Genomic DNA, 26,194 nt, shown 5'->3' with positions numbered 1-26,194 from the left:
TTTAATTTTCTGTGTTATTTTCGTCTTCTGTAATATCAAGAGTTGTGCCATCCTCTGAAACGTCCATATTTTCAACATCTTCACTTTCATCATCTTCATCACGCATTACTTTAGCAACAGCTGCAATGGAATCGTTATTTTTAAGATTGATTAATTTAACGCCTTGAGTTGCTCTACCCATAACCCTTAAATTTTTCACTTCTAACCTGATGGCTATGCCAGATTTATTGATAATCATTAAATCATCACTATCTGAAACACTTTTTATGGCCACTAATTTACCAGTTTTTTCTGAAATAGAAATGGTTTTTACACCTTTTCCGCCACGATTGGTAATTCTATATACTGGTTCTCCATCTTCAGGATCGTCAATATAGGTACGTTTTCCATAACCATTCTCAGAAACTACTAATACAGACTCTTCTTGAGGGTTTTCTATGGTAACCATTCCAATTACTTCATCGTTTTTATCGGCAAGCGTAATACCTCTAACTCCAGATGCGCTTCTACCCATTGGACGAGTTTTAGCTTCTTCAAAACGAATGGCTTTGCCAGATTTTAAAGCCAACATTACTTGACTGTTACCGGTTGTTAAGCGTGCTTCTAATAAAATATCGTCTTCTTTAATGGTAATAGCATTAATACCGTTGGTTCTCGGACGTGAATATTGCTCTAAAGAAGTCTTTTTAACTTGACCATTTTTAGTCGCCATAATAACGTAATGACTGTTTATATAGTCTTCATCTTTAAGATCTTGCGTACAAATAAATGCTTTTACAGTATCATCTTGTTCAATATTTATTAAATTTTGAATAGCACGTCCTTTTGAGGTTTTACTGCCTTCTGGAATTTCGTAAACACGCATCCAGAAACATTTTCCTTTTTGAGTGAAGAACAACATATATTGGTGGTTAGTCCCCACAAATAAGTATTCTAAGAAATCTTCATTTCTGGTAGTTGAAGCTTTTTGACCAACCCCACCTCTATTTTGTGTTTTGTATTCTGATAATGAGGTACGTTTTATATAGCCCGCATGAGAAATAGTAATAACTACTTTTTCATCTGGAATCATATCTTCAATACTTAAATCGCCACCTGCATATTCAATAGTTGAACGACGCTCATCACCATATTTTTCTTTTACAACATTTAATTCATCTTTAATGATTTCCATTCGACGCTCTTTCTTTTCTAAGATATCTTTAAGATCGATGATGGTATTCATAAGTTCCTCATATTCAGAACGTAATTTATCTTGCTCTAAACCTGTAAGTTGACGCAAACGCATTTCAACAATAGCTTTCGCTTGAATTTCTGAAAGTTCGAAACGTTTTATTAAATTTTCTCTAGCCTCATCTGCGTTTGAAGATGCTCTAATAATAGCTATTACTTCATCAATATTATCTGAAGCAATAATTAAGCCTTCTAAAATGTGAGCACGTTCTTCTGCCTTGCGTAATTCATAAGTAGTACGTCTTACAACAACTTCATGTCTATGCTCAACAAAATAATGAATAAGTTCTTTTAAATTCAATAATTGTGGACGCCCATTTACTAGTGCAATATTATTCACACTAAATGACGATTGTAAGGCTGTATATTTGTATAATTTATTTAGTACGATATTTGGTATAGCTTCACGTTTTAAAACATAAACAATACGCATACCGTTTCTATCAGATTCATCTCTTATCGTAGCAATACCATCTAATTTTTTTTCATTTACCAAGTCTGCAGTCTTCTTAATCATCTCTGCTTTATTCACTTGATACGGTATCTCGGTAACAATGATGCACTCACGCCCGTGAACTTCTTCTATATTCGCTTTGGCACGTATTACGATACGACCTCTACCGGTATGAAATGCCTCTTTAACACCATCGTATCCATAAATAGTACCTCCTGTTGGAAAATCGGGTGCTTTAACGTGTTTAATTAACTCGTCAATTTCTATATCCGTATTTTCAATATACGCAATAGTACCATTAACAACTTCGGTTAAATTGTGAGGTGGCATATTGGTAGCCATACCTACGGCAATACCAGAAGCTCCATTTACCAAAAGCCCCGGAATACGGGTTGGCAAAACTGTTGGTTCTTGTAAGGTATCATCAAAATTCAATTTGTGGTCTACAGTCTCTTTGTCAATATCCGCCAACATATCTTCCGATATTTTACGCATACGCGCCTCGGTGTAACGCATTGCTGCAGGACTATCACCATCTATAGAGCCAAAGTTTCCTTGGCCGTCAATTAACATATATCGTAAACTCCATTCTTGAGCCATACGTACCATGGCATCGTAAACCGATGTATCGCCATGTGGGTGGTATTTACCTAAAACCTCTCCAACTATTCTTGCTGACTTTTTATGTGCGCCTGTTGCCCTAACTCCTAGTTCGTGCATACCAAACAGTACGCGTCTGTGAACTGGTTTTAACCCATCTCTTACATCTGGTAAAGCACGTGACACAATGACCGACATTGAATAATCAATGTAAGCCGTTTTCATCTCATCTTCAATATTAATAGGGATCAATTTTTCTCCTTCTGCCATAAATAATTTAATTAAGTTTTATGAGTTTTTCAAAACATGCTAATATACGCATTTCAATAGCGAAGATGTGTTTAAAAATGGTGTTTTTTCGTGTTTTTTATTAACAATTTTAAAGGCTTTTTTCGTTAATAAGTATCGATTGAAAAATTTTGATTTTATAAAGATTTTTTCGTCAATTAGCAACTTTCACACATTTTAGGGTATAGTTTTTGCCGTTAGTAAAATGTTTTAGTATTTTTAATGCAGAAAGGAAACGAACTATGGATGATAATTTTTCGCAAAGAGTAAAAGATGTAATTGCATTTAGCAAAGAAGAAGCACTTCGCTTAGGTCACGATTTTATTGGAACCGAACACCTAATGCTCGGACTTTTGCGTGATGGCAACGGTAAGGCAATAAATATTTTAAATGCACTGGATGTAGATTTAAACCATCTTAGGCGCAAGGTCGAAATATTAAGTCCTGCGAACCCAAATATAGCAGTAGCTTCAAACAATAAAACGAACCTACATCTTACCAGACAAGCAGAACGTGCTTTAAAAACAACATTTTTAGAAGCTAAACTTTTTCAAAGCACCTCAATAAACACGGCGCATTTATTGCTATGTATTTTAAGAAATGAAAACGACCCCACTACCAAGCTTTTAAATAAGCTCAAAGTTGATTACGACAACGTTAAAGAACAATTCAAATTTATGATAACAAACGATAACGATTATATAGAACCAAAAGCAGAATCATTTCAAGATGATGATTCTCATACAGAAGATGATTCCTCTAAGGACATTTTCAATACCCCAACAAGCAAAACAAACAAAAAATCCAAAACACCCGTTTTAGATAATTTTGGACGCGATTTAACAGCGTTGGCAGAAGAAGGAAAATTAGATCCTGTGGTTGGTAGAGAAAAAGAAATTGAGCGTGTTTCTCAAATTTTAAGTAGAAGAAAGAAAAACAATCCGCTTTTAATTGGCGAACCAGGTGTTGGTAAATCTGCCATTGCTGAAGGTTTAGCGCTTCGAATTGTAAAACGAAAAGTATCACGAATTCTTTTTGGCAAACGTGTTGTTACTTTAGATTTAGCCAGTTTAGTAGCTGGAACTAAATATCGTGGCCAATTTGAGGAACGCATGAAAGCCGTTATGAACGAGCTTGAAAAGAATGATGATGTTATTTTGTTTATAGACGAAATCCACACCATTGTTGGTGCAGGTGGTGCCACAGGGAGTTTAGACGCTTCCAATATGTTTAAACCAGCGTTGGCACGTGGCGAAATCCAATGTATTGGTGCTACAACTTTAGATGAATACCGTCAATACATTGAAAAAGATGGCGCTTTAGAACGTCGTTTTCAAAAGGTAATTGTAGAACCAACTACGGTTGCTGAAACCATTGAAATTCTTAATAATATTAAAGCCAAATACGAGGAACACCATAATGTTGATTACACACCTGAAGCTATTGAAGCGTGTGTGAAATTAACCAGTAGATATATGACCGAGCGTTTCCTTCCAGACAAAGCTATTGATGCTTTAGATGAAGCAGGTTCTCGTGTTCACATTACCAATATTGAAGTTCCAAAGCAAATTATTGAGCTTGAAAAACAACTTGAAACAGTAAAAGAAACTAAAAATTCGGTTGTTAAAAAGCAAAAATATGAAGAAGCAGCAAAACTTCGTGATGATGAAAAACGCATTGAAAAAGAATTAGCTATCGCACAAGAAAAGTGGGAAGAAGACACCAAACAACACAGAGAGGTTGTTACAGAAGATAATGTAGCCGATGTAGTTTCCATGATGACTGGCATTCCTGTGAACAGGATTGCACAAACCGAAATCAATAAATTAGCAGAGCTTCCAAAGCTTATTAAAGGAAAAGTTATAGGACAAGACGATGCCGTTGCTAAGGTTGTAAAAGCCATTCAACGTAATCGTGCAGGACTTAAAGACCCTAACAAACCCATTGGTTCGTTTATATTTTTAGGACAAACGGGTGTTGGTAAAACGCAATTAGCAAAAGTTTTATCTCGTGAATTGTTTGATAGTGAAGATGCACTTGTTAGAATAGACATGAGCGAATACATGGAAAAATTTGCTATTTCAAGATTAGTTGGAGCACCTCCAGGATACGTTGGTTACGAAGAAGGTGGACAATTAACTGAAAAAGTGCGACGCAAACCCTATGCTGTTATTCTTTTAGATGAAATTGAAAAAGCACATCCAGATGTATTTAACATGCTGCTTCAAGTGCTGGACGATGGTTATTTAACCGATAGCTTAGGTAGAAAAATAGATTTTAGAAACACCATTATAATTATGACTTCCAATATTGGGGCTCGTAAGTTAAAAGATTTTGGTGCAGGTATTGGATTTGGCACTGCTTCGCAAAAAGCACAAGAAGATGCAAACGCCAAAAGCGTTATTGAGAATGCTTTGAAAAAATCGTTCGCACCAGAATTCTTAAATAGAATTGATGATGTCGTAGTATTCAATCCATTAGAAAAAGAAGACATCAACAAAATTATTGATATCGAACTTGGCAAACTTCTGTTAAGAATTAAAGATTTAGGTTATAACTTAAAACTTAGTGATAAAGCAAAAGACTATATTGCTGATAAAGGTTTCGATAAACAATATGGTGCACGACCTTTAAAACGAGCTATTCAAAAATACGTTGAAGACGCATTAGCTGAAGAAATTATTACTTCACATGTTGAAGAAGGAGACAGTATTAATATTGATTTAGATGATAGTACTCAAGAATTAAATATTAATATTGAAAAGGCTGAAAAACCAGCTGAATCATAAAAATTTATAGAGTGTTATAAAAACAAAAAATCCTGCAATATATAACTGCAGGATTTTTTTGTGATTAATTTATTTTTTCTACTTCTTTAGGAACACGAAATAACAAAACAATACCCGCTAAAAAGAATAAAAATAAAAACAGAATGCCATTTCGCATGCTTCCTGTAATTTGGTCGATGGAAGCGAAAATAACCATACCTATTACAATTCCTATTTTTTCAGCAACATCATAAAAACTAAAATACGACGTTGTATCCTCAGTTTCTGGTAAAAATTTCGAATAAGTTGATCTTGCCAAAGCTTGAATTCCACCCATAACCAAACCAACTAATGATGCTGCAATATAAAACTGAAGAGGTGTTTCCATAAAATAGGCATAAAAACATAATAGCATCCATACAAAATTAACAAAAATCAGTGTTTTGATATTTCCAAATTTTGATGAGGCTCTTGATGTTAAAATGGCTCCGGCAACAGCGACTAGCTGTATTATTAATATACTAACTATAAGGCCTGTTGTTTTTTCGCCATCTCCACCCCATGCTATTTCTTCTTCTCCAAAATATACAGCAACCAGCATAATAGTTTGAACCGCCATACTGAACACAAAAAAAGCATACAAATAACGTTTCAATCTTAAATTTTGCTTCAATTGTTTCCAAACTATTCTCAATTCTTTTAATCCATTAAAAACAATAGCTGCGGTAACTTTATGTCCAGAGGAAGTTCCTTTAGGTAAAAAATAAAATGAATATTGACTAAATAATGCCCACCACAACCCTACTGTAATAAAAGAATAACGCATCATTTGCATTTTAGATGCGCCATCATCTTGACTCATCACCATTGCTAAATTTAGAATAAGTAAAATTACGCTTCCTATATACCCAAGTGAAAACCCTTTGGCACTCACTTTATCTTGTTGTTCAGGAAAAGCTATATCTGGTAAATAAGAATTATAAAAAACCAAACTTCCCCAATACCCTATTAAACCCATAAAGTAAAAAACTAAACTAATATGAATTTTATCTGGCGAAATATCAAACCAATATAACCCTATACAACCAGTACTTCCAACATAACAAAAGAATTTAAGAAAGTTTTTTTTATTCCCTACATAATCTGCTATACCAGATAATATAGGTGAAATAATAGCTACCACTAAAAATGTAAACGCTGTAACAAAGGTGATTAATGCAGTACTTTTAAACTCCATTCCAAAAGCGTGAACTATTTTTACTTCACTTAAAAATAACGCAGAATAAAATATAGGAAATATAGAGGAAGCAATAGTTAAAGTATAAACCGAGTTTGCCCAATCGTAAAAAGCCCATGCATTAAGAAGCTTTTTGCTTCCTTTTTTCAATACTGCCATAAATAAAAAAGCTGCTCTTTTATGAGCAGCTTCAAAGTAAGTGAATATTTTTTAAATCTAACTTAACAAAATATTATTTGAATGAAGTGACACCAAATTTAGCAGCTTCTTCTTTTGCTTTTGGTGCTAAAGCGGTAAGATTTGCAATTCTGGAATCGTTTGAAGGGTGCGTACTTAACATTTCTGGAGTAGACGAAGGTCCACTTGCAGCACTCATACGTTTCCAAAGTTCGGCTGCTTCTTCTGGGTTATAACCCGCAATTGCCATTAAATACAAACCAATTTTGTCGGCTTCAGTTTCATGACTCCTACTAAAAGGTAACATAACCCCTACTTGAGAACCAATACCATAATATTGGTTAAATGCATTTCTAGATTGCTCATCTTTAATAGCTACATTTCCTGCAATGGCAACACCTTGTTGTACATAAGCAGCACTCATACGTTGTTGGCCATGATTAGCTAATGCATGTGCTACCTCGTGCCCCATAACCGCTGCTAAACCTGCTTCGTTTTTGGTAATGGGTAAAATACCTGTGTATACTACAATTTTTCCACCTGGCATACACCAAGCATTTACAGTTTCATCATTAACTAACTTGTATTCCCACTTGTAATCATTTAGATAACCTACATGTCCATTTGCCGTTAACCAACGTTCTGCAGCTACTGCTATTTTTTGCCCTATTTTGGTTACCATAGCAGCATCAGCTGTACCAGTAACAACTTTGTTTTCAGATAAGAATTGGTCGTATTGTGCAAATGCTGTTGGAAATAATTGAGAATTTGGCACCAAAGCCATTGTTTTTTTTCCTGTAAAAGGATTTGTTGCACAAGAAACAATTAATCCTAAGATTCCTAATATTATAAATGCGTTTTTCAGTTTCATCGTTATTATTTTAATTAATCAGTAAAAATACAAAAATTGAGCTTTAGTTATTAGACTCAAAAATATTTTATTTGTCACAATAGAATTAATAAATTTTTAACTTCTTTAATGTGTTATGTTTAATAATTAAGTACGACAAAATTAACATGTTGGACTTCAAAATAAAACAAATGAATAAAATACTGTTTTTGAGCATCGCTTTTTTATTATTTAACTGTAATGGCAATGCACAAAAAGAAACCAAAAAAACATATAAGGTTTCTAAAACGGATGCCGAATGGAAAGCAGAATTATCTCAAATGGAATATTATGTTCTTAGAAAGGCCGGAACAGAACCTGCTTTTTCAAGTCCTTTAAATAAAAACTACAAAAAAGGCACTTATGTATGTGCTGCGTGTAATACGCCCTTATTTAAAAGTGAGCATAAATTTGATTCCGGTTCGGGTTGGCCTAGTTTTGATAGAGAAATAAAAGGAAATGTGGCTTTTGGTACAGATAATAATTTGGGATATACCCGAGATGAAGAGCATTGTGCTACTTGCGGTGGGCACTTAGGGCATGTTTTTAATGACGGACCTAGAAATACTACTGGAAAAAGGCATTGCATAAACGGTGTGGCGCTTAAATTTATTCCTGAAAAATAAACTCTAAAAATTCCAGAAAGCAAATCCCAAATTCCAACTTAATCTTATCAAGAAATAGTTTTTGGAACTTGCTTTTTGTAATTTAGTTTTTTGAAATTTGAATAATATGGAAAGCTATTTAGAAAGTGTTATTAAGCAGTTTGAATACTATAAAAGTTTAGGAGACAAAACTTTTAACCAATTAAGCTTTGAAGAAATGCAATGGCAAAGTAATGAGACCTCAAATTCGGTTTCGGTCATTGCAAAACACATTATTGGTAATATGCTAAGCCGCTGGACTCATTTTTTAACAGAAGATGGTGAAAAACCATGGCGAAATCGTGATGCCGAATTTGAAGACACTTACACTTCTAAAGAAGATTTAATAGCGTCATGGGAAAGTGGTTGGTTCTGTTTATTCAATAGTTTAAAAACTTTAAAAACTGAAGATTTAGAACGCATCATTTACATTAGAAATGAAGGGCATACGGTAACCGAAGCCATAAACAGGCAGTTGGCACATTACCCCTATCACATTGGGCAAATGGTATTTTTGGCAAAACTTTTAAAAGGTGATGCATGGCAATCGTTATCCATTCCTAAAGGAAATTCTTCAAAATACAATGAAGATAAATTTAATAAAGAAAAAGGCGTTCGGCATTTTACAGATGATTTATGAAATTGATAAGATTCAAAGTTTCAAAGCCTCAAAGTGACAAAGTTTCTAAGTTTCTAAGTTTCTAAGTTTCTAAGTTTCTAAGTTTCTAAGTTTCTAAGTTTCTAAGTTAAAAAATTCAACAATCTAATAGTCTAAGAAGTCTAAAAATCTAACTTTTAAGTTTCTTCTTAAATGGTCTTATAATTAAACGTGCTTCTCTATCAAATCGAATATAATTATATACCCAATTTATAAAAACCACCATACGGTTTCTAAAACCTATTAAGAAAAACAAGTGCACAAACATCCAAACATACCAAGCAAAAACACCTTGAAATTTAAATTTTGGTAAATCGACTACGGCTTTATTTCTCCCTATGGTTGCCATAGCACCTTTATCATGATACTCAAATGGTTTTAAAGGTTTGTTTTCAATTAAACGAACCATATTTTCACCTAATTGTTTTCCTTGTTGAATAGCAGGTTGTGCCATCATAGGTAAGCCATTTGGAAATTCTTCGGTTACCATACAAGCAATATCTCCAATGGCGTAAATATTTTTAAATCCTTTTACTTGGTTAAATTCATTTACTAACAATCTATCACCACGGTAAATAAAATCGCCCGCATTCAAACCTTTTATAGTAGCACCTTTTACGCCTGCTGCCCAAACTAAAGTAGCGGTTTCAAAAGTTAAATCGGTATTTGTTGTTACTATTTTACCATCATAATTGGTTACCCTTACGTTTTTCCAAACATTAACGCCTAATTTTTCTAAGAAATCTTCAGCTTTTTCAGATGCTTTAGCACTCATTCCTTTTAAAATACAATCACTAGACTGAATGATATGAATTTGTGCCAAACGTGTATCTAAATCTGGATAATCTTTAGGCAAGATTCCTTTTTTTATTTCTGCCAAAGCACCTGCCAGTTCCACACCTGTTGGTCCGCCACCTACAATAACAAAATTCATAAGGGCATTACGCTCGTGTAAATCGGAAGTCAATAAGGCTTCTTCAAAATTTTCAAGAATTAAACTTCTTAAATTTAAAGATTCGGGTATGGTTTTCATGGCCATACTGTTTTTTTCTACCTCAGAATTCCCAAAATAATTCGTTTCTGCACCAGATGCCACTACTAAATAATCAAATTTAAGTTCGCCAATATCCGTTAAAACTTTATTTTCAACCGTATTAATTTCTTCAACATTTGCCAATCTGAAATGAAAATTCGGAAAATCTTTCAATATTTTACGAATGGGATATGCAATAGAGTCTGGCTCTAAACCACCCGTAGAAACCTGATATAGAAGCGGTTGAAAGGTGTGATAATTGTTTTTATCAAGTAAAACAACTTGCACTTCTTGTTTCGATAATTTTTTTGCTAAAGCAACGCCTGCAAAACCACCACCTATTATTACTACACGTGGAAAACTGGTTCTTGGTATGTTCATAAGGTAAATCTTAAAACAAAGGTAATAAAAGATATAAATTTATAGGATTCTAAATTCTATATTCAAAATAGGTTTCGTAAATTCGTAGCCAGTAAATTTAACATTAAATAAATCTCATGAGTAAATACGATATTATTGTTCTTGGAAGTGGCCCAGGTGGTTATGTTACAGCTATTAGAGCATCGCAACTAGGTTTTAAAACCGCTGTTATTGAAAAAGAAAACCTTGGCGGTGTATGTTTAAACTGGGGATGTATCCCTACTAAAGCATTATTAAAATCTGCTCAAGTATTTGAATATCTGAAACATGCAGGCGATTACGGTTTATCTGTTAAAGATTATGACAAAGACTTTGGAGCTGTTGTAAGTCGTAGCCGTGGTGTTGCAGATGGCATGAGCAAAGGTGTTCAGTTTTTAATGAAAAAGAACAAAATTGATGTTATTAATGGTTTCGGAAAATTAAAACCGGGTAAAAAAGTTGATGTTGATGGTACCGAATATAGTGCAGATCACATAATTATTGCTACTGGTGCACGCTCTCGTGAATTACCTAGTTTACCTCAAGACGGTAAAAAAGTAATTGGATATAGAGAAGCGATGAGTTTACCTAACCAACCAAAAAAGATGATTGTTGTAGGTTCTGGAGCTATTGGTGTTGAGTTTGCTTACTTCTACAATTCTATGGGAACTGAAGTAACTATAGTAGAATTTTTACCAAACGTAGTGCCTGTTGAAGATGAAGATGTATCAAAATTATTAGAAAAATCGTTTAAGAAAAGTGGCATTAATATTATGACTTCTGCCGAAGTTACTAAAGTTGATACGTCTGGTGATGGCGTTAAAGCAACCGTTAAAACAAAAGATGGTGAGCAAATTTTAGAAGCCGATATTATTTTAAGTGCTGTTGGAATTAAAACAAACATTGAAAACATTGGTTTAGAAGATGTAGGTATTGTAGTTGATAGAGATAAGATTCTAGTTAATAGTTTTTACCAAACAAACATACCAGGTTATTACGCTATTGGCGATGTAACTCCGGGTCAAGCTTTAGCGCACGTTGCTTCTGCTGAAGGTATTTTATGTGTTGAAAAAATTGCTGGACAACATGTTGAAGCTTTAGATTATGGAAACATACCAGGTTGTACTTATTGTTCTCCTGAAATTGCTAGTGTTGGTTTAACCGAAAAACAAGCTAAAGAAAAAGGACTTGATATTAAAGTTGGAAAATTCCCATTCTCTGCTTCTGGTAAAGCAAGTGCAGCTGGAAATAAAGATGGTTTTGTAAAAGTGATTTTTGATGCTAAATACGGCGAATGGTTAGGTTGCCATATGATTGGTGCTGGTGTAACCGATATGATTGCTGAAGCTGTTTTAGGTAGAAAATTAGAAACCACAGGACACGAAGTATTAAAAGCAGTACATCCTCACCCTACCATGAGTGAAGCGGTTATGGAAGCAGTAGCTGCTGCTTACGATGAAGTTATTCACTTATAGACTTCTTAAATTTTTAGATAAATTAGATTGTTAGATATAAAAAAGGTTTCAGAAATTCTGAAACCTTTTTTGCTTTTAGAATCTAAATTTGGAACCCAACGTCATGAAAGTATTGGATCCAAAAGTATAATCAGTTTGTATTGGGATATCATCATGGGGTCTAAAATTAAACCTCGCCTCCATTAAAAAAGAATCATTAACTTCGTAATCAATTCCTACGGTTAAGTTAACTACAGGACCACCAGTTAATCCGAATTTATCAGTATATAAATCAATTTTTGGACCTGCTAAAAGACTTACTTTTTTGGTGATATTATATTTTAACAATAAAGGAAATTCAAAAACTGTATAATCACTTTCTACTCTTATATTTCTTTCTTGTTGAAAAGTCAAATTACTGTTAATTTTAATTTCTGAGAAATAAGCTTTGTAATAATTTGATTCACTCTTAACTTCATTATCCTCAACAACTTTTATATTATTATTTTCTTCGTTTTGCTGAGCTACCACTAGATTATGAAGCGTTATAATTAATAATATTGTAGTTTTAATTTTCATGGTACGAAGTGATGTTTATTTTGAATCAAACAAATATAAAAACACTCGTTGTTAAAATTCTCACAAGAAAATCATAAAAAAAATTCAAAGAAATTATAGATAAAGAAATGTAATACTCAAAAAATGAAATTACAGAAAACTTTGAATAGCCAACTCGTAACTTTGCAATCCAAAACCAAGAATAACACCTTTAGCATGAGCAGAAATATAGGATTGATGCCTAAACGCTTCACGACCAAAAGTATTGGAAATATGCACCTCTACTAAAGGCGTTTCAATACCTTTTACAGCATCACCAATACCAATAGAAGTGTGAGTATAAGCACCTGCATTTAAAATAATACCATCAAAACTAAAACCAACTTCGTGTAATTTGTCTATAATTACACCTTCAATATTCGATTGAAAATAGTCTATTTGAACGGTTGGGTATTTGGCTTTTATTTCTTCAAAAAACTCGGTAAATGTTAAACTGCCATAAATGGCGGGTTCACGTTTACCTAATAAATTTAAGTTGGGACCGTTGATGATGATTAGTTTTTTCATAGGGTAAATATATTAAAAAATGGGCATAAAAAAACCGAAGCAAATGCTTCGGTTATAATTTTATTATGCAATAAAATTAAAATTTGTAACCTACACCTACGAAGAATCCGCTTAATTTAGCAGAATATCCACTTGGAGCATCTTCCTGTAAATTAGCTAAACCTAAATTATATCTAGCTTCTAATAAAAAGTTTTCGGAAACGTCATAAGCAACACCTGCTTCAAGACCAAAATTTAAAGATTTCATGTCTTCTGCTGTGTCAAGTAAAATTCCTAAAGCTGGACCAGCTAATACATTAAATTTATCAGAAACTGGAATTTTAGCCATAAGTGGAATTGCAATTTGATCAAGATCTTCAACAGAGACATAAAGTACTTCAGGTTGGAAGATGAAAGATTCTGATATTTTAATTTCGGCAAAAGCTCCTAAATAAAAGCCAGTTTCTGAAGTTGAAATATTGTCTCCATCATAATCTACTCTAATAGAAGCAAAATCTGCTCCTGCTTTTACTCCGAATTTTACTTCTTGAGCATTAATATTACTCATTGCGAATACTGCAATTGCAGCACTTAATAATAATTTTTTCATAATTTTTAAATATTAAATTTGATTAATTCACAGCAAATAAAGTTTTTTTTTCTCACATTAGCAAGCAAAAAATAACATATTATCGATATAATATGCTTTTTGAAGATTGAGTAAATAAAAAACTTACGCAATACACATACTTACATTACACAATATTAATGCTTTAAACTGTGTTTTATTTAAATTCAAAAAGTATTAAAAAGTCACAAAAAAAACCGAAGCTATTAACTTCGGTTTTATTTTATACCATAACCAATTTATAATTGAAAAACAACTCCGAGATTAAATGCTGAAGTAGCATTAAATACACTAAAGTCTTCATTGAATAAATCAATAAAACCATTATAACCTTGATACTGAATATATAATTGTGTATCATCGGCTATATCAAATTTGTAACCTATACCTACCCCTAAACCTGCATCAAAAGAATTTTCAATAAAATCTTTGATATCAAATTCTCCTTCTGGTGTATCGGCTTTTGCACTAGCTAAAAACCCGATAGTAGGCCCAAAGTTTAAAAACCAATTTCTATTAGAACCAAAATGCCAATTAGCATGTAAAGGAATCGCTATATAGTTTAATTTGTCAATGTAATCATACCCAGATTGGGTTATTTTTGTTCCTTTCGAATCATAAATAATACCAGAACGAAGACTCCAACGGTCGTTAAAATAATATTCTGCTATAACACCAGCATTGAAAGCAGTTCTAATTTTATTATTTAAATTTTCAGAACTTGAATAGTTTGATAAATTTAAACCTAATTGTGGAGCGATAGTAAAGTCTCCAGAGTCGCTTTGAGCGCTTAAAGTTGTTATTGCTAATAAACACAAAACATTAAAGAAAAGTTTTTTCATAAATAATTAAATTTTAGTTGATAACATTATTATAATAAAAGTAAACCTAAAAAAAGTAATAAAAAAGAAAAACGCTATAAATATCATAATACTTTTCTTATAAATAAAATTATCAATACACAAATGATATTTATCACTTATAAATAGAAAAAAACATAGTAATTTGAATTATTTTTACAACCATGAAATGGGAAAACGCACTAAAAGATTATCAACTCTATTTGAAAATAGAGCGCGGTTTATCTAAAAATTCTATTGATAATTACAGTCTTGATGTTAAAAAACTTATTGGTTATTTAGAAGAGCATGCTATTAATAAGTCGCCTATCTCCATTAAAACAGATACCATTCAACAATTTATTTATGAAACTGCTAAAATTGTAAACACACGTTCGCAATCGCGCTTAATATCTGGGTTGCGCAGTTTTTTTAGTTATTTGGTGTTTGAAGATTATATTACAACAAACCCATTAGACCTTATTGAATCTCCTAAAATAGGACGAAAATTACCCGACACTTTAAGTATTAATGAAATTGATGACTTAATAAATGCCATAGATTTATCGCAACAATACAACAACATAAACATTGGGCAACGTAACAAAGCCATTTTAGAAACCCTTTATGGCTGTGGTTTACGAGTAAGTGAATTAACAAACTTGAAAATATCCGATTTGTTTTTTGAGGAAGGCTTTATAAAGGTAACTGGTAAAGGCGACAAACAACGTTTTGTGCCTATTGTTAGCGATACCCAAAAATATATTAACATTTACAGAAATGAAGTTAGAACCCATATTAACATAAAACCTGAATTTAAAGATACCCTCTTTTTAAATCATAGAGGAAAACAGCTTACACGAGCCATGATTTTTACCATTATAAAACAATTAGCTGAAAAAATTGGGCTTAAAAAGAATATTTCTCCACATACATTTAGGCATTCGTTCGCTACACATTTACTGGAAAATAATGCCGATTTGCGCTCTATACAACTTATGCTTGGGCATGAAAGTATTACTACAACCGAAATTTATGTGCATTTAGATAAAAGCCATCTAGCAAAAATTGTAGAAAAATACCACCCTAGAAAATAAACCCATGTCATCATTTTTTATTATATTTATTAAATTCATTCATATTTGGCTGTAATTAGCACATATATTATCTTATAATAATTAAAATTTAAAACCCTCATACCTCTCATATTATAATGGATTAAGAAACAGATGGTTCTAATAAGGTTGAGTCAATCAATTCAACATCGAACAATTTCAATGAGTTAAAATGGAAATTCGCATTGGTGAATTCCAATATTGGAATTTGGGATTTTGATGCCAATTTAAACAGGGTGTTTTTTTCAGACGAATCAAAAAATATTATAGGCTTTAAATCGGAAGAGTTTGGATCCAACCCTCAAGATTGGAATGTTAGAGTTCATCCAGATGATAAAGATGAGTATTTCAAAAATTTTCAAGATCATTTAAAAGGGCATACACCAATTTATAAAAACGTGCACCGCATTTTATGCAAAGACGAAACTTATAAATGGATTTCAGATAAAGGAAAAATATTAGAACGTGATAGCGAAGGAAATCCTTTAAGAATTATTGGAACACACTTAGACATTACCGAACTAAAAGAAAAAGAAATAGCTAATGCCAAATTACTGAAATTGCTAACAATTCAAAATGAAAAACTAACCAATTTTGCCCATATAGTTACCCACAACCTTAAATCGCATGCCGCTAATTTTGAAAATTTACTTGAGTTTTATGATGAGGCAGAAACAACTGCCGAAAAAGAAGAATTAATAACACACATAAAAACAGTTAATCAATCATTAACTAAAACGATTTCTAATTTACAGGAAATAGTATCTATACAAACACATAAAAATGAACATATAAAAACGTTAAACATACACGATTATATTAATAACGCTATAAAGCTTTTAGACGTTGAAATAGAACAATCTAAAGCTGAAATTACAAACCATGTAAAACCGTCAATAAACATAGATTTTAACCCTGCTTATTTGGAAAGTATTTTTCAAAATTTATTGTCAAATTCGATAAAATACAAACATCCCAAAAGGCATCCTTCTATTAAATTCAATTCAGCCGAAACAAAAGATTCATACATTATAACCATACAGGACAATGGCATAGGTATTGACATGGATAAATATGGGGACGAAGTATTTAAACTTTACCGAACGTTTCATCAAAACCAAAATGCTGAAGGTGTTGGTCTTTATTTGATAAAAAACCATATAGAATCTTTCGGGGGCACTATCATGGTTAATAGCAAGATAAACGAAGGATCTATCTTTACCATCAATTTACCAAAAAAACCCAGTTGATTAACTGGGGTTTTTATTTCAATTCTTAAAATAAAAGTATTTCACTTTATATATGTTTCCGCAAGTTCTTTTTGCGTCTTGAATTTCGCTTCAACTTCTTCTTTTTTATACTTAAATTAATGTAATTGGTACCTGTTTAAATATATAGAAATACATGTCTTCTATGTAATTTTAAAAATAGTAATATTTAAAAATAATGCATTTCATCGATTTTATATTTATTTAATCGGATATAATACTATATTTACGTTGACTAAACCTACTTCATTATGACTAATGTATTAGAAAAAGAATTCACCATTGGGGATATTGTTTATTTAAATTCATCTTCAAAATACAACGAGCTAACCTCTCAGTTTGCATTAGAAAACTGTAATACAGGAGTTTGGGATTTTCATATAAATACTAATACTGTAAATTATTCCAAAGAAGCAAAAAATATTTTAGGGATTTCTGACGATTCATTAGCAAATTATCATTGGAAAAAATCAATACACCCAGAGGATATTGACCAACTATTAAGTAACTTAAATAGCCACTATAATGGAAAGACTTTAAGTTATATAAGTGAACATAGAATTAAAGATACAAATGACAAATATAAGTGGGTAAAAGAAACTGGACGTGTTGTTGAAAAAGACACTTACGGCAATCCCATTCGTATTATTGGTATTATATGTGATATTACTGAAAGAAAAGAAAAAGAGGTTGCTTTATCTTTAAACTTAAACATAATCACAAATCAAAATAGCAGACTTCAAAATTTTGCTCATATAGTAACTCACAATTTAAAACAGTATGCTGGCAATTTTGAAAGTTTACTTGAATTTTACAATACTTCTGAAACAGAAGAAGAAAAAAAAGAATTAATAGGTCTTTTAGAAACCGTATCAAAGTCTTTAAGCAAAACCATTGGTAGTTTAAATGAAATTGTAAGTAAACAATTAGAAAAAAAGTTAGAACGCAAAAACTTAAACATACATCACTTTATTGAAAATACAATTAAATTTTTAGAATTGGAGATTTCCAATAAAAAAGCCATTATAAATAATAATGTAGATTCTGATATTTTTATTTATTCTAATCGTACCTATTTAGAAAGCATTATCCAAAATTTAGCTTCAAATGCCTTGAAATATTGCCATCCAGATAGAGCGCTTATCCTTAATATTGATTCTCACTTAACAGAGAGTGGCCTATTAACTATAACAGTAGCTGATAATGGTATAGGTATTGATTTAGAGAAATATGGGGATGCTGTATTTGGATTATATCGTACTTTTCATGGGAATACCAATGCAGAAGGTGTCGGTTTATATCTTACCAAAAGACAAGTTGAAACGCTTGGTGGTCATATAGAAATTAAAAGTATAGTTAATGAAGGTACTACTTTTACAATAACAATGAACACAAAAAAATCCAGTTAGCTAACTGGATTTTTTTTATAATAATTTCTAATTTCTTTAAGAATTCTATTTTGCAATATTAACCGCTCTGGTTTCTCTAATAACAGTTACTTTAACTTGGCCCGGATAGGTCATATCGGTTTGTACTTTTTGAGATATACTAAACGATAAATCTGCCGCTTTTTGGTCATCAACTTTTTCGCTTTCAACAATAACACGCAATTCTCTACCAGCTTGAATAGCATATGCTTTTTTAACACCACTAAATCCGAAAGCAATATCTTCCAAATCCTTTAAACGTTGAATGTAACTATCTAAAACTTGACGACGTGCTCCTGGGCGTGCCCCAGAAATAGCATCACAAACCTGTATAATTGGCGCTAGTAACGATTTCATTTCTATCTCGTCGTGATGCGCTCCAATAGCATTAATTACATCGTCTTTTTCACCATATTTTTCAGCCCATTGCATCCCTAAAATAGCATGAGGTGTTTCCATATCTGTTTCAGCATCTGGCACTTTACCAATATCGTGTAATAATCCGGCACGTTTAGCTAGTTTTGGGTTTAAGCCTAACTCCGCAGCCATTACACCACAAAGTTTTGCTACTTCACGCGAGTGTTGTAACAAGTTTTGACCATAAGACGAACGGTATTTCATTCTACCAACCATCTTGATAAGTTCTGGGTGTAAGTTGTGGATACCTAAATCTATAACGGTACGTTTACCAACCTCAATAATTTCCTGTTCAATTTGTTTTTTGGTTTTCTCTACAACTTCTTCAATTCTAGCTGGGTGAATTCTACCATCGGTCACTAATTTGTGTAATGATAGACGCGCAATTTCACGTCTAACAGAATCAAAACAAGATAATATAATCGCTTCTGGGGTATCATCAACAATAATTTCTACACCTGTAGCCGCTTCTATAGCACGAATATTTCGTCCTTCACGACCAATAATACGTCCTTTAACATCATCAGATTCTATATTGAATACAGATACACAATTATCAACCGCTTCTTCTGTACCAATACGTTGAATGGTATTTATAATTATTTTTTTAGCATCTTGCTCCGCCGTTAATTTGGCTTCTTCCAGTGCGCTTTGAATATATGCCATCGCATCACTTTTGGCTTCTCCTTTTAAGGATTCCACTAATTGTGACTTCGCTTCTTCTGCGGAAAGACTGGAAATAACTTCAAGTTGTTGTACTTGACTTTTGTGTAATTTATCTATCTCCTCTTGCTTCTTTTCAAGAACATCCAATCTATGGTCGTAATCTTTTTCTTTTTCTTCAAGGCTTTCACTTAGTTTTTTATTCTTAGCAAGTTCACTAGATACTTGAGATTCTTTATCACGAATACGCTTTTCGGTTTCTGCCATTTTTTTATCACGTGATAAAATAACTTTTTCATGTTCCGATTTAAGCTCTAAAAATTTTTCTTTTGCTTGAAGAATTTTATCTTTTTTAATTGACTCTCCTTCGCTATTTGCTTCTTTAAGTATTAAAGTGGCGCTTTTTTTAGCTTCCTTCACCATTTTAGAAGCATTGTTTTTCTCTAAGGTTTTTGCTATTATAAAGCCTATTATAAGCCCTAATAATACACCCCCAGCAATCAATATAATTGAGTTATCCATTATTGTGTTTAGTTAATTTTAATATATAAAAAAGCCTACACCAGTTTGAGATTTTGTATAAACTCCTTAAAAACAAGTTTAGGGCTAACAAGCTGATCAAGGATCTGCTCAAGGCAGCATGCTTTTACAACTTAAACTCACCCTTTTTAAAGAATTAACGTTGAGTTTATCAAAAATAAATAACTAATGTAGGCAGTAACTTTTTAGTTTATTTTAAAGAACGTTTAAGAGACCAAATGAGATTGTAACAAACTGTTTAAAGCATTTAGTTTTTCTTCTACATGCTCACTTACACTCTCTTTATCTATTGACTTCTGTTCTACTTGAGAAGCAAATTGTAAAGCACACATAGCCAATACATCTTGTTTATCTCGAACCGAATAACTTTGCTCAAATTGCTTAATCATTTCATCAATGTTCTTTGCCGCTTTACGCAAACCTTCTTCTTGACTCGCATCAATAGTTAAAGGATACACTCTATTTGCTATAGACAGCTTTATTTTAAGCTTTTCTGACATTGAATTTGATGTTGCTTAATCGGACAATTGAGCAATACAATGATCAATATCTCTAATTAATGCGTTTATTTTAAGCTTAGTTTCTCTTTTATTATCGTCACTACCAAGTATTGTATTTGCCATTTTAAGCGCTTCATACTTTTCTTCCCAACCAGCAATATGCTTTTTTTGGGATGAAATTTCTTGCTTTGAAACCTCTAGTTCTTCATTCAACTTCAAGTTAGCAAGCTTCAAAAGCTCTAGTTTGTGTAATACTTTGCTAATTTTGTTTTCTAAAGAATCTACAATATCTTCAATATTACTCATTTACAAATTTCAATACTTATCTCACAAAGTTAACATACCTGCTTATAAATTACAATTGTTTTTTAATAAAATTTCAAATATTTCGTTATTCCTCATAATCAATGCGGTGGCTCGATTTTTATTTTATTCTTTTGCACATTGATAACTTATTAATATTTTAGCAGCAACTACTATTCATATGCGATTCATCCTTTATTTCTTTTTAGTTTTCTCACTTTTTTCTAACGCGCAAAATAATTACCCTCAAGATTATTTTGGGTCACCATTAGAAGTGCCACTTATTTTATCTGGTAACTTTGGCGAATTACGCACCAATCATTTTCATTCAGGGCTGGACATAAAAACGCAACAGCGTGAAGGTTTAAAAGCTTTGGCATGTGCTGATGGATTTGTAAGCCGCATTAAATTAGCACACTTTGGTTATGGCAAAGCTTTGTACATTACGCATCCTAACGGCTATACAACCGTTTATGGGCATTTACAATCATTTTCACCAGAAATTGAAGCTTACATTAAAAAACAGCAATACGAAAAGGAAACTTATGAAATAGAGCTCTTCCCTAGTGCAGAAACTTTACCTGTTACTAAAGGTAGTTTGGTTGCCTATACTGGGAATACAGGGGGGTCTGGCGGCCCACATTTGCATTTTGAAATTCGCGATAAAGAAGAACGCCCCATGAACCCGATGCTTTTTGGTATTGATATTAAAGACAGTTCAAAACCTATTGTTAGCTCTATTTATGCGTATGCTTTAGATGAAAATGCGACTATTAACAAATTGAATACTAAACAAAAACTACGTCTTATCCTTTTAAAGAGCGGAGACTATACTACCGAAAGTATTGAAGCCTATGGAAATATTGGTTTTGGAATTGTAACAACCGACAGACAAGATTTGGCTGCTAACTCCAATGGGGTTTACAACATGCAAACTTTTTTAAATGGGAATCAAAATTTTGAAGTCGATTTTAGTATGTTTTCTTTTGATGAATCGTCGTGCATCAACCAGTTTATAGATTATGAGCATTATATTAATAGCAGACAACGCATTCAAAAATTATTCAAAATAAATAATCCGTTAAGCATGTTAAAACCTACCTTGAATGATGGTATTTTAACGGTTAAGGATAGCACTTCTTCAGTCTATAAAATTAGAGTTTCCGATTTTAAAAATAACGAGACCTTTGTTACTATCAATATCAAAGGCAATAAACCAACTGTTTCAAATCCTAAAGCAGAAAAAATAACACCTTATTATATTACAGCAAGTCAATCTACCAATTTGAAATTAGGCAATATCTCTGTCGATTTTTATCCAGATACCTTTTACGAAGATTTTTATATAGATTTTGATGTGAACAACGACACCTTAACGCTGCATAAAGATGTCGTTCCAACCCGAAAAAATTTCACCATAAAATATGATATTAGCAATTATAAAGATGCAGATAAAGACAAATTGTACATAGCGAGATTGGTAGGCTATAAAAATTACCCACTATATGCATTTACAAAAAGAGAGGGTGATATTTTATCTACAAGTACTAAAACATTAGGCACTTACGCCTTGGCGACCGATACTGTAAAACCAACTGTTTCCGCTTTAAATTTTAAAGATGGGCAATGGTTAAGCAATTTTAGATTTTTGAAAGTTAAAATTGATGATGCGCTTTCTGGAATTTCAAATTACAGAGCCACTGTAAATGGCAAATGGATTTTAATGGAATACGATTACAAAAAGGATACACTAACACACGATTTTAATGACAATGTAGTTACCGACGGAAAGAACGATTTAAAAGTAATTGTAACCGATAATGTTGGAAATAGTACTACTTTTGAAGCATCATTTTTTAGAAAATAAAACTTAATAACTTTCATTTGAAAACAAATTTTTACGTTTTTACCTTAGTGTTTTTTTCGATTATTCTTGTTGGTTATTCGCAAACGGCTACCATAAAGGGGGTTATTTTAGACCAAAACAACGCTCCTATTGCAAACGTAAATATTAAGTCGGATAATCAAGGAACCGTTACAAATGTTAACGGTTTTTATTTGTTAGAAATACCAGCGAACCAAGATGTTTCAATTGAAATCACCCACCTTTCCTATAAAAAAATAGTGAGTGTTTTCAATTTGAAAAATGGTGAGGATTATGAGTTCAATCCTGTTATGAGTACGTCTGTTGAACAAATAGCGCCCGTAGTCATTACCAATAAGCGCCAACGCGATATTGAAGGTATTATCACTTTAAAACCTGAAACCATTCGCAAAATTCCAGGTGCCAATGCAGGTGTAGAAAACTTATTATTAACACTTCCTGGGGTTAGCAATAATAACGAATTAAGCACACAATACTCGGTTCGTGGTGGTAATTATGATGAAAACTTAGTATATGTAAACGATATAGAAGTTTACAGACCCTTTTTAGTGCGTTCGGGCCAACAAGAAGGTTTAAGTTTTGTAAATACCGATATGGTGCAGAATGTCGATTTTTCAGCAGGTGGTTTTCAGGCTAAATATGGCGATAAGCTATCATCTGTTTTAGATATCACCTATAAAAACCCGTATCAATTTGAAGCTAATGCCGATTTAAGTTTGTTAGGTGGCAGTTTTTCAATAGAAAATATAAGTAAAGACTCGAAGTTCTCTGGTATAGTGGGGCTTCGTTACCGCGATAACAGTTTATTTGTAGATGCTAAAGAAACCGAAACCAATTTTAAACCATCGTTTGCCGATGCTCAGGCGTATTTCACTTATAAATTCTCAAGTAAATTCCATTTAAGTTTTTTAGGAAACGCTTCCATTAACAAATATAATTACGAACCACAGACGCGTCAAACCAATTTTGGTACGCTTACCGACCCTATTGCACTTTTGGTGTATTATGAAGGTCAAGAAAAAGACCGTTACCAAACCTATTTTGGTGCTTTTAAAGGAACTTATTTTGCAAATAACGATTTAACTTTAAAACTGATTGCTTCCAGATACCACACCACAGAAGAAGAATATTTTGATATTTTGGCTCAATACCGCTTAGGGGAAGTAAACTCCAACATTGGTGATGAAAATTTGGGCGACGTTGAATTTAGCCGTGGTGTTGGAGCACAATTAAACCATGGTAGAAACGATTTGGATGCTCTCATTACTAATATTGAACATAAAGGCGATTTTAATATCAATGATAATCGTATTGAATGGTCCTTAAAATATACCAATGAAGATATTCGCGACCGCTTAATTGAATGGGAAGTGATAGATTCGGCAGGGTTTTCAATAAGGCCTCCAAAAACAATACCAGTAAACGAGCAACCTTATACACCTTATAGTGGACCATTAGAACCGTACACCAATGTAAGGGCTACTAATTACACACAAATTAACCGAATACAAGCCTATGCACAATGGAGCAAGCGTGCCACTTTAGGCACGAGCGATGTTTGGTATAATGCAGGTATTCGTATGCATAATTGGACCGTAAAAGGTGATGACATTACATCGTCTAACCAAACCGTCTTTAGTCCGAGAGCACAATTCACCATCAAACCTTATTGGGAAAAAGACATGCTTTTTAGAATTGCTGCCGGTGTGTATTACCAACCACCTTTTTACAGAGAACTACGTGATGCCGATGGTGTGGTGCAAACAGACGTAAAAGCACAACAATCGTTTCACTTGGTTTTAGGTAACGATTATAGTTTTAAAATGTGGGACAGACCTTTTAAACTAACTTCTGAAGCTTATTATAAAAACCTTTCGGATGTAAATCCATATACTCTAGAAAATGTACGTATTCGTTATGCCGCTAATAACAATGCCAAAGCGTATGCTTATGGATTGGATATGCGATTGAATGGTGAATTTGTGCCCGGAACCGAATCGTGGTTTAGTTTTGGTTATTTAAAAACGGAAGAAAACATTGATGGTAAAGGCTATATTGCCCGCCCTACAGACCAACGTTTAAAGTTTGCTGCCTTATTCCAAGATTATGTACCCAATGTTCCACATATGAAACTGTACTTAAATTTGGTTTACAATACGGGGTTACCCGGAGGTTCACCAAGTTATGCAGACCCGTACGACTATCAAAATCGATTACCAGATTACAAGCGTGCCGATTTAGGCTTGCAATTTGTATTGGTGGATGCTAAAAAGCTATTTAATAGCGGTTGGAAAAAACCATTTAAAGAACTCTCTTTTGGTTTTGAAATTTATAATATGTTCGATGTACAAAACTCCATCACCAACACTTGGGTACGCGATGTGTATACGAAGCGCCAATATGCCATTCCTAATTATTTAACGCCACGTGTGTTTAATGTGCGGACTACGATGAAGTTTTAATCAATAAAAGCCTTCAAAACATCAACTACATAATCAACTTCTTCCTTGGTATTGTAAAAGCTAAATGAGAAACGAATAGATGGTTTTTGCAATGCTTCAGCAGTTAAAATTTCTGCCAATACATGCGAGTTTTGGTTGCTTCCACTTTGGCACGCACTTCCTTTTGAGCAAGCTATTCCTTTTAAATCCAGTTGAAATAATAACATGGCTGCTTTTTGGGGTGCTATGGGCAAACATACATTCACCAAAGTGTAGGTGCTTTTTTCCATATTACCAGACTTTCCATTAAAAGTGGCATTGGCTAGTTCGGTTTCAATTTTATTAATAAAGTATTGCTTTAAATCTTTAATATAAGCAACCTCATTATCCAAATTATCGTAGGCACTTTTTAATGCCGTTTCTAAGCCTACAATATTATGAACACTTTCGGTACCTGCACGAAGCCCACGCTCCTGCTCGCCTCCAAAAATAAGCGGTTTTAATGCTGAATTTTTTCTTACAAAAACAAAACCAATGCCTTTTGGCCCATGAAATTTATGAGCTGCAGCGGTAATAAAATCTACTTGAACATCTTGTAAATCCATTTTAAAATGACCAACAGACTGTACCGTATCGCTGTGAAACAAGGCGTTGTTTACTTTACATAAGGTTGCAACACGTTTCAAATCTAATACATTACCAATTTCATTGTTAATATGCATTAAGCTTACTAAGGTCTTACTTTCATTTTTCAACAGGGTTTCTAAATGTAAATAATCAATGTTTCCATTGGGCTTTAAATCAACATAACTAACGGCTATCTTATAATCTTTAACCAATTGATCTATGGTGTGTAAAACAGCATGATGCTCAATTTTAGAAGTAATAATGTGAGTTACTTTTAAATCTCGAACAGCGCTCAACAAAATTAAATTATCGGCTTCCGTTCCGCCAGAAGTAAAAATAATTTCACTAGCTGAAACATTTAAATAATGGGCAACCGCTTTTCTCGATTTTTCAATTAATGCTTTTGATGATCTGCCAAAACTATGGGATGAAGAAGGATTGCCGTAATTGGCTTTCATAACTCGGGTCATCGCATCAATAACCTCATCACGTATTTGTGTTGTGGCAGCATTATCAAAATATACCTGTTGCATGACTTTTTTTTAGATTGCAAAAATACTTAGAATAAAATTATTATCAATATGCTGCGTTATAAATAACAAT

Annotated in this window: 21 protein-coding genes and 1 other RNA gene; 9 read left to right on the top strand and 13 right to left on the bottom strand. The window is 32.9% G+C overall.

Annotated elements, in window-relative coordinates; all coding sequences use genetic code 11:
• Nucleotide 1: 1 nt before the first annotated feature.
• The gene (gyrA, locus tag EV196_RS16405; protein ID WP_132218863.1) at nt 2–2,557 is read right to left on the bottom strand and encodes a DNA gyrase subunit A; all 2,556 of its coding nucleotides are present in this window, start codon (nt 2,555–2,557) and stop codon (nt 2–4) included.
• 260 nt (nt 2,558–2,817) lie between these two features.
• On the opposite strand from gyrA, the gene EV196_RS16400 reads away from it, so the two are divergent.
• Nucleotides 2,818–5,364: an ATP-dependent Clp protease ATP-binding subunit gene (locus EV196_RS16400; RefSeq protein WP_132218862.1), complete on the top strand. Its 2,547-nt coding sequence runs from the start codon at nt 2,818–2,820 to the stop codon at nt 5,362–5,364.
• 64 nt (nt 5,365–5,428) lie between these two features.
• Here EV196_RS16400 and EV196_RS16395 read toward each other — a convergent pair whose 3' ends face one another.
• Both EV196_RS16395 and EV196_RS16390 read right to left on the bottom strand, forming a co-directional pair.
• Nucleotides 5,429–6,739, bottom strand: a complete 1,311-nt coding sequence (locus tag EV196_RS16395; protein ID WP_132218861.1) for an MFS transporter — start codon at nt 6,737–6,739, stop codon at nt 5,429–5,431.
• Between the two features lie 73 nt (nt 6,740–6,812).
• The gene (locus tag EV196_RS16390; RefSeq protein WP_132218860.1) at nt 6,813–7,628 is read right to left on the bottom strand and encodes a M48 family metallopeptidase; all 816 of its coding nucleotides are present in this window, start codon (nt 7,626–7,628) and stop codon (nt 6,813–6,815) included.
• 170 nt (nt 7,629–7,798) lie between these two features.
• Here EV196_RS16390 and msrB point away from each other — a divergent pair, with 170 nt between their 5' ends.
• Nucleotides 7,799–8,272, top strand: a complete 474-nt coding sequence (gene msrB, locus EV196_RS16385; RefSeq protein WP_132218859.1) for a peptide-methionine (R)-S-oxide reductase MsrB — start codon at nt 7,799–7,801, stop codon at nt 8,270–8,272.
• Nucleotides 8,273–8,378: 106 nt separating this feature from the next.
• A complete protein-coding gene (locus EV196_RS16380; RefSeq protein WP_132218858.1) occupies nt 8,379–8,930 on the top strand; it encodes a DUF1572 family protein in 552 nt (183 codons plus the stop codon).
• A gap of 148 nt (nt 8,931–9,078) precedes the next feature.
• On the opposite strand, the gene EV196_RS16375 is transcribed toward EV196_RS16380, so the two are convergent.
• Nucleotides 9,079–10,362 carry an NAD(P)/FAD-dependent oxidoreductase gene (locus EV196_RS16375; RefSeq protein WP_132218857.1) on the bottom strand — a complete coding sequence of 428 codons (1,284 nt, stop codon included), beginning with the start codon at nt 10,360–10,362 and terminating at the stop codon, nt 9,079–9,081.
• A 116-nt stretch (nt 10,363–10,478) separates the two neighbouring features.
• Here EV196_RS16375 and lpdA point away from each other — a divergent pair, with 116 nt between their 5' ends.
• Nucleotides 10,479–11,855, top strand: a complete 1,377-nt coding sequence (gene lpdA, locus EV196_RS16370; RefSeq protein ID WP_132218856.1) for a dihydrolipoyl dehydrogenase — start codon at nt 10,479–10,481, stop codon at nt 11,853–11,855.
• Between the two features lie 75 nt (nt 11,856–11,930).
• On the opposite strand, the gene EV196_RS16365 is transcribed toward lpdA, so the two are convergent.
• The 4 genes from EV196_RS16365 to EV196_RS16350 all read right to left on the bottom strand — a co-directional run bounded on the left by EV196_RS16365 (nt 11,931) and on the right by EV196_RS16350 (nt 14,408).
• Nucleotides 11,931–12,413, bottom strand: coding sequence for a hypothetical protein (locus EV196_RS16365; RefSeq protein ID WP_132218855.1), 483 nt, complete (start codon nt 12,411–12,413; stop codon nt 11,931–11,933).
• A 129-nt stretch (nt 12,414–12,542) separates the two neighbouring features.
• Entirely contained in the window at nt 12,543–12,959 is a 417-nt protein-coding gene (aroQ, locus tag EV196_RS16360) for a type II 3-dehydroquinate dehydratase (RefSeq protein WP_132218854.1), read from the bottom strand.
• A 76-nt stretch (nt 12,960–13,035) separates the two neighbouring features.
• Nucleotides 13,036–13,548, bottom strand: a complete 513-nt coding sequence (locus tag EV196_RS16355; protein WP_132218853.1) for a porin family protein — start codon at nt 13,546–13,548, stop codon at nt 13,036–13,038.
• Nucleotides 13,549–13,805: 257 nt separating this feature from the next.
• Nucleotides 13,806–14,408 (bottom strand): porin family protein, encoded by a 603-nt coding sequence (locus EV196_RS16350; protein WP_132218852.1) that lies wholly within the window; start codon nt 14,406–14,408, stop codon nt 13,806–13,808.
• A gap of 182 nt (nt 14,409–14,590) precedes the next feature.
• Here EV196_RS16350 and EV196_RS16345 point away from each other — a divergent pair, with 182 nt between their 5' ends.
• The 3 genes from EV196_RS16345 to EV196_RS16335 all read left to right on the top strand — a co-directional run bounded on the left by EV196_RS16345 (nt 14,591) and on the right by EV196_RS16335 (nt 18,197).
• Complete coding sequence (locus EV196_RS16345) at nt 14,591–15,502, top strand: site-specific tyrosine recombinase (RefSeq protein WP_132218851.1); 912 nt, start codon at nt 14,591–14,593, stop codon at nt 15,500–15,502.
• A gap of 155 nt (nt 15,503–15,657) precedes the next feature.
• Nucleotides 15,658–16,770 carry a sensor histidine kinase gene (locus tag EV196_RS16340; protein ID WP_132218850.1) on the top strand — a complete coding sequence of 371 codons (1,113 nt, stop codon included), beginning with the start codon at nt 15,658–15,660 and terminating at the stop codon, nt 16,768–16,770.
• A gap of 269 nt (nt 16,771–17,039) precedes the next feature.
• The gene (locus tag EV196_RS16335; RefSeq protein WP_132218849.1) at nt 17,040–18,197 is read left to right on the top strand and encodes a PAS domain-containing sensor histidine kinase; all 1,158 of its coding nucleotides are present in this window, start codon (nt 17,040–17,042) and stop codon (nt 18,195–18,197) included.
• Between the two features lie 45 nt (nt 18,198–18,242).
• Here EV196_RS16335 and rny read toward each other — a convergent pair whose 3' ends face one another.
• From rny to EV196_RS16315, 4 genes are all read right to left on the bottom strand, one after another.
• Nucleotides 18,243–19,817, bottom strand: a complete 1,575-nt coding sequence (gene rny / locus EV196_RS16330; protein WP_132218848.1) for a ribonuclease Y — start codon at nt 19,815–19,817, stop codon at nt 18,243–18,245.
• Nucleotides 19,818–19,876: 59 nt separating this feature from the next.
• Nucleotides 19,877–19,983, bottom strand: a non-coding RNA gene (gene ssrS, locus EV196_RS16325) — 6S RNA.
• Nucleotides 19,984–20,041: 58 nt separating this feature from the next.
• Nucleotides 20,042–20,335, bottom strand: coding sequence for a cell division protein ZapA (locus EV196_RS16320; protein ID WP_132218847.1), 294 nt, complete (start codon nt 20,333–20,335; stop codon nt 20,042–20,044).
• 15 nt (nt 20,336–20,350) lie between these two features.
• Nucleotides 20,351–20,641 (bottom strand): hypothetical protein, encoded by a 291-nt coding sequence (locus EV196_RS16315; protein WP_132218846.1) that lies wholly within the window; start codon nt 20,639–20,641, stop codon nt 20,351–20,353.
• A gap of 178 nt (nt 20,642–20,819) precedes the next feature.
• On the opposite strand from EV196_RS16315, the gene EV196_RS16310 reads away from it, so the two are divergent.
• Together EV196_RS16310 and EV196_RS16305 are read left to right on the top strand one after the other, a co-directional pair.
• Complete coding sequence (locus EV196_RS16310) at nt 20,820–22,505, top strand: M23 family metallopeptidase (protein ID WP_132218845.1); 1,686 nt, start codon at nt 20,820–20,822, stop codon at nt 22,503–22,505.
• A 17-nt stretch (nt 22,506–22,522) separates the two neighbouring features.
• Nucleotides 22,523–24,985: a TonB-dependent receptor gene (locus tag EV196_RS16305; protein WP_243652261.1), complete on the top strand. Its 2,463-nt coding sequence runs from the start codon at nt 22,523–22,525 to the stop codon at nt 24,983–24,985.
• Here the strand turns inward: EV196_RS16305 and EV196_RS16300 are convergent.
• The gene (locus EV196_RS16300) at nt 24,982–26,124 is read right to left on the bottom strand and encodes a cysteine desulfurase family protein (RefSeq protein WP_132218844.1); all 1,143 of its coding nucleotides are present in this window, start codon (nt 26,122–26,124) and stop codon (nt 24,982–24,984) included. The two genes, EV196_RS16305 and EV196_RS16300, sit on opposite strands and share 4 nt — an antisense overlap.
• Between the last annotated feature and the right edge of the window lie 70 nt (nt 26,125–26,194).

Origin of the sequence: Mariniflexile fucanivorans (assembly GCF_004341235.1) — a bacterium.
In the GTDB taxonomy this organism is placed as follows: Bacteria; Bacteroidota; Bacteroidia; order Flavobacteriales; family Flavobacteriaceae; genus Mariniflexile; species Mariniflexile fucanivorans.
Note: the sequence above shows the minus strand (reverse complement) of the source record. Positions and strands in the feature narration are given on the sequence as shown.